The organism is Celeribacter persicus (assembly GCF_003050785.1).
In the GTDB taxonomy this organism is placed as follows: Bacteria; Pseudomonadota; Alphaproteobacteria; order Rhodobacterales; family Rhodobacteraceae; genus Celeribacter; species Celeribacter persicus.
Genome location: NZ_QAOH01000048.1, coordinates 1 through 6,882 on the forward strand (window position 1 = coordinate 1; position 6,882 = coordinate 6,882).

General features: G+C 62.0%; 8 protein-coding genes and 2 pseudogenes. 7 read left to right on the forward strand and 3 right to left on the reverse strand.

All coding sequences use genetic code 11. From position 1 onward, the window contains the following. Positions 1–93: 93 nt before the first annotated feature. The 6 genes and pseudogenes from C8N42_RS20595 to C8N42_RS20620 all read left to right on the forward strand — a co-directional run. Positions 94–333, forward strand: a pseudogene (locus C8N42_RS20595) (DUF6915 family protein); the annotation flags it as partial. 1 nt (position 334) lies between these two features. After that, positions 335–532, forward strand: a complete 198-nt coding sequence (locus C8N42_RS20600) for a hypothetical protein (RefSeq protein ID WP_081874991.1) — start codon at positions 335–337, stop codon at positions 530–532. 75 nt (positions 533–607) lie between these two features. After that, positions 608–1,027 (forward strand): hypothetical protein, encoded by a 420-nt coding sequence (locus tag C8N42_RS20605; RefSeq protein WP_038147460.1) that lies wholly within the window; start codon positions 608–610, stop codon positions 1,025–1,027. Beyond that, complete coding sequence (locus C8N42_RS20610) at positions 1,020–1,664, forward strand: antitoxin of toxin-antitoxin stability system (RefSeq protein ID WP_107818282.1); 645 nt, start codon at positions 1,020–1,022, stop codon at positions 1,662–1,664. The genes C8N42_RS20605 and C8N42_RS20610 overlap by 8 nt, the downstream gene beginning before the upstream one ends. Before the next feature lie 65 nt (positions 1,665–1,729). After that, entirely contained in the window at positions 1,730–2,131 is a 402-nt protein-coding gene (locus tag C8N42_RS20615) for an MbcA/ParS/Xre antitoxin family protein (protein ID WP_107818286.1), read from the forward strand. After that, positions 2,128–2,829, forward strand: a complete 702-nt coding sequence (locus C8N42_RS20620) for an RES family NAD+ phosphorylase (protein WP_107818283.1) — start codon at positions 2,128–2,130, stop codon at positions 2,827–2,829. The genes C8N42_RS20615 and C8N42_RS20620 overlap by 4 nt, the downstream gene beginning before the upstream one ends. A gap of 295 nt (positions 2,830–3,124) precedes the next feature. Here C8N42_RS20620 and C8N42_RS20630 read toward each other — a convergent pair whose 3' ends face one another. The 3 genes from C8N42_RS20630 to C8N42_RS20640 form a co-directional block, all read right to left on the reverse strand. Then, the gene (locus C8N42_RS20630; RefSeq protein ID WP_089849781.1) at positions 3,125–4,042 is read right to left on the reverse strand and encodes a nucleotidyl transferase AbiEii/AbiGii toxin family protein; all 918 of its coding nucleotides are present in this window, start codon (positions 4,040–4,042) and stop codon (positions 3,125–3,127) included. Beyond that, positions 4,032–4,844 carry a type IV toxin-antitoxin system AbiEi family antitoxin domain-containing protein gene (locus C8N42_RS20635; protein ID WP_107818285.1) on the reverse strand — a complete coding sequence of 271 codons (813 nt, stop codon included), beginning with the start codon at positions 4,842–4,844 and terminating at the stop codon, positions 4,032–4,034. The genes C8N42_RS20630 and C8N42_RS20635 overlap by 11 nt, the downstream gene beginning before the upstream one ends. 373 nt (positions 4,845–5,217) lie before the next feature. Further along, the gene (locus C8N42_RS20640) at positions 5,218–5,514 is read right to left on the reverse strand and encodes a hypothetical protein (protein WP_038070220.1); all 297 of its coding nucleotides are present in this window, start codon (positions 5,512–5,514) and stop codon (positions 5,218–5,220) included. 177 nt (positions 5,515–5,691) lie between these two features. Between C8N42_RS20640 and C8N42_RS20645 the strand changes: the two are divergent. Next, positions 5,692–6,882 (forward strand): annotated as a pseudogene (locus C8N42_RS20645) (class I SAM-dependent methyltransferase); the annotation flags it as partial.

Here is a 6,882-nt window from a genome sequence, read left to right on the forward strand (position 1 = left end):
GAGCCCCAATGAACTGTCTCACCGATGCCACTCGGGAAAACCCCAATGATGGCAGGAAGTTTTCAAAAAGAGACAACTTGACTGTCCAGATAACACACGGAGGGCATCTTCATGGCCGAGACAATCTTTGGTCCGACGCTTACGCTCTCCACCGGACGCATCATCCCGACCCGGTGGGTCGGCGAGCAGCATGTTAAGGAGGACCTCGGCTTCATCCCGAGCTTCGCCGATTGGGTGAAGGCCATTCGGCCCGAGCCTTGGATGGGTCGGACCGAAGGGATCGAGGCAAAGGTCGATCCGCATCTCGCTTCGCCCGTGGTCGAGGTCATGTGACATGACCGATCCCACTTATCGACGTCTTGGCTTGCCGCCGACCGCTTCGCGACTGGCAGTGGTTCGCGCGGCGGTCCGGGCGCTACACCCCGACACGCGCGCTGTTTGCAGTCTCCGGCTGGCGCGCAAGCGCTTCTACCGGCAGATGCTCTGCGCTCATGCCGCACGGCAGGCGGCGGGCGACACGCCGACCGGCTGATCGTTCCCAACTACCCCTTCATCCCAATCGATCGCCCGGCCTCCTGGCCGGGTCTTCCCCATTAAGGAGGTCCCCATGGCGGATTGCTTCACCCATTTCTCATGCCTGATCGACGTCGGCAGCCCCGACAAGGCCGCCCGCGCGCTCGTGCTGTTTCAGGAACTTCGCGCTGCGGATCAGGACGCTGACGACCCAGATGTCGCTGGCTTCGATCTCGTGCACCAGGATGCCCCCGAGGGCAGCAGCCTCTGGATCCATGACGACGAACACGGCGATGTCGAAGCCGTCATCCGCTTCGTCTTGCGGCTCGCCGAAGACCTCGACCTCACCGGCCTTTGGGGGTTCCAGTATGCTCTGACCTGCTCCCGGCCGCGGCTCGACGCCTTTGGCGGCGGTGCGCATGCCATCGATCTCGGCGCTCGTAAATCCATCGGCTGGTCCAGCACGCAAGAATGGTTGGTCGCGGCGCTGAACGGGGAGGACGTCGATGCCTGAGATCATCTGCACCACTGTCTACCAGTTCCCCGAGCTCTCGGATGCCGCCAAGGAGAAGGCCCGCAACTGGTATCGCGACCTTGGACCCCACGACGAGTGGTGGGACGCGGTCTATGAAGATTTCGAGCGGGTCTGCGAGATACTCGGCATCAGCCTGAAGACCACGCCCGTCCGCCTGATGAGCGGCGGGACGCGCCAAAAGCCCTGCATCTGGTTCTCCGGGTTCTGGAGTCAGGGCGACGGGGCCTGTTTCGAAGGATACTGGTCCCACGCCAAGGGCGCGGCCGCGCGCATTCGGGACTACGCGCCCAAGGACGCGACGTTGCACGGCATCGCCGACCGCCTGCAGGCCATCCAGCGGCGAAACTTCTACCAACTCGCCGCCGAGGCCAGCCACCGTGGCCGCTATTGCCATGAATATACCATGTCGGTGGACGTCACGCGGGACAGCGCGACCTGGCAGCCGCCGACTGAGGATGCGGAAGAGGTCGTGACCGAGGCGCTGCGTGATCTGGCCCGCTGGCTCTACCGCCAACTTGAAGCCGAACACGACCACCTGACCTCGGACGAGGCCATCGAGGAGGGGATCATCGTCAACGAGTATACGTTCACGGAAGGAGGGCGGCGGTTTGGGTAACAGTGATCAAAGCGCAAGGTTCATTTGATCTTTACAGTAAGTCCATATGGACTATATTGAAGCCAATGGAGGACGCCATGTACGTTGCAGAGAAAATCCGGGAACCCGCACAGATCAACGCCGTCGCGTTGAAAGCTTATGCACGCGTGGCCGATGCTTGGGGTCTCAGTCTCAAGGAAGCCGCTGGCCTTGCCGACATGTCAGAGAGCACGTGGAAGCGCGCCAAGAAGCCGGATTTCGCCGGAGAGCTCACCAAGGACCAACTGCTGCGGCTCAGCGCTGTAATTGGCATCTTCAAGTCGCTCGAACTCTACTTCTCGGAGCCTCTGGCAAAAAGCTGGTTCACCCGACCGAACAAGGGGCCGCTCTTTGGTGGAACCCGACCAGTCGACACCGCCATCGACGGGGGGTTGCCGCAGATCCTCGCGGTTCGGACCTATCTTGATGCGTTGCGTGGTGGAACATGAATCAGACCGAGATTTCCGATCGCGGTCTCGTTCGTCTCCTGCCCGCCACCTACCACAAGCCACCATCGCTGCGCGGTCTCGTCGATACCGATGACGAGATGGAGATCTTGGCAGAGATCGAGGGCCTGACCAGTGGACGTCTACAGGCCGAACGCGGGCGCAACCCGCATCTGGACCCGCGCGAACTCGCTTGGCAACGCCGCAGCCGCGATCTGCGCATCTATGGGGACAGTCACGTCAACGCAGCCTTCACTTACACCCGCGCCGGCGGAAACCGCTTCAACGCCGAGGAGCGCGGCGCGTGGTACTGCGCATGGGATGTGATGGTTTCTGTCAGCGAAGTGGCTTGGCACCGTACACGCGAACTCGGCTTTACCGGCAGCTTCCACGATAGCGCCCGCTATGTGGAATTGCTGGCCGACTTCATCGGCGTCTTCGACGACATGACCGATGAGGCAGGTCATCCGGCGCTGCATCCGGATCCGGCTGTCGGGTATCCCGAGGGCCAAAGCCTGGCACAGCATCTGCGTCGGGGCGGATCCAAGGGCCTGATTTACCCTTCGGTCCGGGCTCCTGCACCGGGCGGGAATTGCTTGGTCTGCTTCGAGCCCCACGCAATTCAGAACGTTCGTCCAGGCGCGTCTTGGGATCTTGTGTGGGATGGGACTCCGCACTACTCGATTGCGGCCGTCGGCTGATCCAAAAAACCGTACTTGGCCTGGAGGCCTACAAAGATGGCAACGCCTGATATCGAAAGCCCAGACCGCACCGATCTCAAGCAGATCGACCATGAGCACTTCTTTGAAGCGATAGACTCGCCGCCTTTGCCGACCGAAGCCCTGCGCTCTGCCTTTCATCGGGCGAAAACGCGGTCATTTCAGCGAAACACAGGGCTTGGAAGCGCCGACTGAGTTCACCCGCCTTCGGCGCCTCCCATCGGCGCGATGAGGACGGCCAACGCAAAGCTCCCCTCACGACGGTGCTGGGCGTGGCTCAGCCCAAGAGCTTCAACAAGGCGTCGCGATGCGCGGCATGTTTTTCGGGGTTGTCGCGCTTCAGTTTGTTCAGGTTGAGGAGTTTCCACTTCACGGCCGGTAGGTCAGCGGCTTGCGAGCGGTCGATCGCCGCAAAGTCAGGCTCGCCGTCCTGAAGCGTCAGGAGGAACTGCCTCGCCTTGTCATCGAGCCTCGATTGCAGATCGGCGACCAACTTCAGGCGCGTCGCCAGAAGCGTATCGAGAGGGACGGGTGCTCTGGTCATGCCCTCGAATTCCCGCGCGTAGGGTTGCTCGAGATCGATCAGGTTCGGATCGAGCAGCTCATGCGCCGGGCGCGGCGAACTGGCGACATAGATCAGGAAGGTCTGGAAGAGGTCCTGCGTCAGGCCTTCGTTTTCGTAGAGGAGCGTGACGTCGTAGAGATCCCGTGGATGCTGCCTGTCGAGGGCAGCGTGCAGTTTGCCAGCGAACAGGTCCTCGAACGAGACGATCTGCATTTCGGCATAGCCATAGGCATCTTCCACGGCTGCAGAGACGGTCCGGATCTCCGGGTCGTGGACGACGCCACGGGTCACAGGCGAGGTTTCGATCTTGATCTCGGCATTCCCAAAGCGTGCCAGCAGCCGCGTGGCCCCGCCGCCGCCCCCTTGGATGCGCTGAGATTTCGCGCCGCGAATGCCGGTCTCGATGGCGGCCGCGATGCGATCCATCGCGGCATTGATCTCGTCCAGGCTCTCGGCGCGGTCCTTGATCGGAAGATAGGTCAGGTCGATGTCGACCGACAACCGTGGCAGATCTCGGTAAAATAGGTTAATGGCCGTCCCGCCCTTGAGCGCGAAGACGTTCTCGTCCGCGACATGTGGCAGAACGCGCACCAGCAGTGCAACCTGGGCTTCATAGGTCTCACGCGCCACTGTCGGCCTCCGGTTTCACGAAATCTTCCGGCACCATGATCCGATAGCGCGGGTGGATTTTGCCACCTCGGACTAGGGCTCGGTCACCGCTTCCGAGATCGAAGGCCTGCGGGTCGATCCGTTTGCGCCAGGGATGATCGTGGCGGTCGGCGAAGACGAAGAACAGACGCTTTACCTTGATCTTCTGGCACGCTTGCAGGAGGTCGGAAATCAGCCTTGGGCGCAGGGTTGTCAGGCTCTCGAAGACCATGTCGAGCGTGTGGAAACTCTCATGGTGGGGCAACTCGTCCATGGCTTCCAGGATTGCGCGCTCCGGCGTCGACATTGTCAGACCCCAGTCCCATGGCTGGCCTGTCGTTTTGCCCTCGATCACACCCAGCTTCTGATCGGTGAACAAGGAACGGGGGCGGATATTGATCGGGGCATCCGTCGGCAGTTTGATCAGCCAGTTCGGGACCTTGTCCCCGTAGACCCAGACTGGAGCGCTTTCCCCCAGGCGGAGGTAATGGGCATGTCCTTGTTCACCGAGTGCCGTCGTGCTCCCGACATGCAAATCATGACCCATGATATGTTGCATCGAAAGGATGCAGGTCTTCCAGTCGATGCTGTTGGACGCCTGCATATTCGGGACTGGCCGGCGGAAGACACCGCGTGCGATGCGCTCCAGCCAGCCGCGTTTCACATAGTCACGGAAGCTCTCATAGGCGATGCCTTGCGAGACGAGCCATGCCGCATCGACCAGATACCCGGCGGGTACGGCATCGAGCACTTTCTTCAGATTCTGTGACCTTGCGGTGTCCATGATGCCTAAAGTGACAGATTTTCAAAGAGACATCTACAGTTTTCTTTGATGAGAATGCTTTTCCAGCGTTATGGACGCTTCTATCTCACCATTTCCAAAGAACTGAGGGACTAGCCCCAAGGGGTGTGAGATCTGAAGACGCTGGGTTGAGAGACGGCTACGACTTGCGGTGGTTACCGAAGGTCGCAGCGGTGCACCTCCCGGCGTGCCGCCGGAACCAGACCTTGGTCCTTCGGACAGGAGCTTGACCGAGGCTGATGTCCCGAAGGTCCAGTCTGCCAACCTACAGCTTGGCAGCTGCGCTCGGTTTGCCAAACTATGATGTGGCAAAAAGCTGGACGGCCGCACAGGGCGTCACCAGCCGGTGCTGTGCTCACCTGTTCCCGTCGATCCACTTCGACATGAGCCCCCTGTCGCGAAAGCATTCGTCCGGAACGGCGCGCCTTTTGATCCGGGCGAGTTTCTCAGCGAAGGCCACCTGCTTGGACGTGGGCAGCCGGTCCATGTCCGATACCGGTTTCAGCTGGGCCTGAGCCTCGATCCAGGCGCTCAAAGATCGCCGGTCTTGCTGAACCTCCCAGGGCAGGAGCGTCCGGTTGCGCAGGGCGAGCGACCGCGCATAGGCAATCTGCTTGGGCGTTGCGGGCAGGGCGTGCTTGGTGCTTTCCATGGTGGAACCCCCTTTCTGACTTGGCTCTGAACATAGAACATAACAAGAACAAAATCAAGCCAAGCGTCGGGAACACCTTGGTGCGAAAGGGAGAGAGGGGCCGGGAAAGATCAGGTCCGAGGCTGCCCGAGAGAGGGTGTCCGGGCCTGATCCTGTCCTTCATTCCGGAGTTTCCCGATGACCCATCTTGCCCCTGTTGCGCAGGCGTCCTTGCCTGCGCCCGTTGTTCCGTTGGCAGCAAATCCTGCCCCTGCGATCGTTGCTGTTGCTGAAGCGCTGCAGCCCGATCTGGCGCAAGGGCTTCAGATCGACGCGCTGCGCCTGCGCCGCGAGATGGAACATGCTTTTGGCGGTTCCGATGCGACCGGTGCTTGGGACTGGAAGCTGGCCTATGAGGCGGGCGAGGTGGCGCTGGTCCTCTTCCTGCGGAAATTCGGTCGGGCGCTGCTTGCGCGTGCCGGCACGCCTGCGGCGCTCTCGCCGATCCTCGCCAAGGTGGCAGGCCTCTTGCCCACGCACACCCGGCGGTCGGAAGAGATGGAGCGCTTTCAGCAATTCTCGACGCCGCTGCCCATGGGGCTCGCGGCTGTGGCGGCAGCACAGATCACGCCCCGTGATCTTGTCCTAGAGCCGTCTGCCGGGACCGGGCTTCTGGCGATCCTCGCCGAGATCGCCGGCGGCACTCTGGCTCTGAACGAGTTGGCGGACACCCGCGTCGACCTTCTTCGCTTGCTGTTCCCGGGCCGACCGGTCACGGGGTTTGATGCCGCGCAGATCGATGATCATCTCGATGTCTCCTCAAGCCCGAGCGTCATCCTGATGAACCCGCCCTTCTCGGCCCAAGCCAATGTCGATTGTCGGTCGACCGAGGCGACGGCCCGGCATCTGCGCTCGGCCCTCGCGCGTCTGGCCCCCGGCGGACGGCTCGTCGCCATCACCGGAGCCGGTTTCGCTCCGGATGCGCCGGCCTGGGCCGAGACCTTCGGCCGTCTGACCGAGACGGCCCATCTCATTTTCACCGGCGCGGTGTCGGGCGCAGCTTTCGCCAAGCACGGCACCAGCTTTGAGACGCGGATTTCTGTCTTTGATAAATGCCGCGGCGGTGAGCCGGGCGGCATCACCGCTGACCTGCACCAGCCCACGTCCCCGGACGTGGCGCATCTGATGTCTCGGGTCACTGCAGAGGTTCCGCCGCGCCTCGAGATGGAACGGGCCGCAAATGCGGGTCTGGGCCACTCTCCCATCTTCCCGGGAAATCCTGCCCCCACAACATGCAAACCCGTCAGCCGATCCCGCGCGACCTCCGCAGCTCAACCGGCGAAACCCGAAACGCCGATCGAGGCCGAGGAACTGGACTACGCTCTCCGT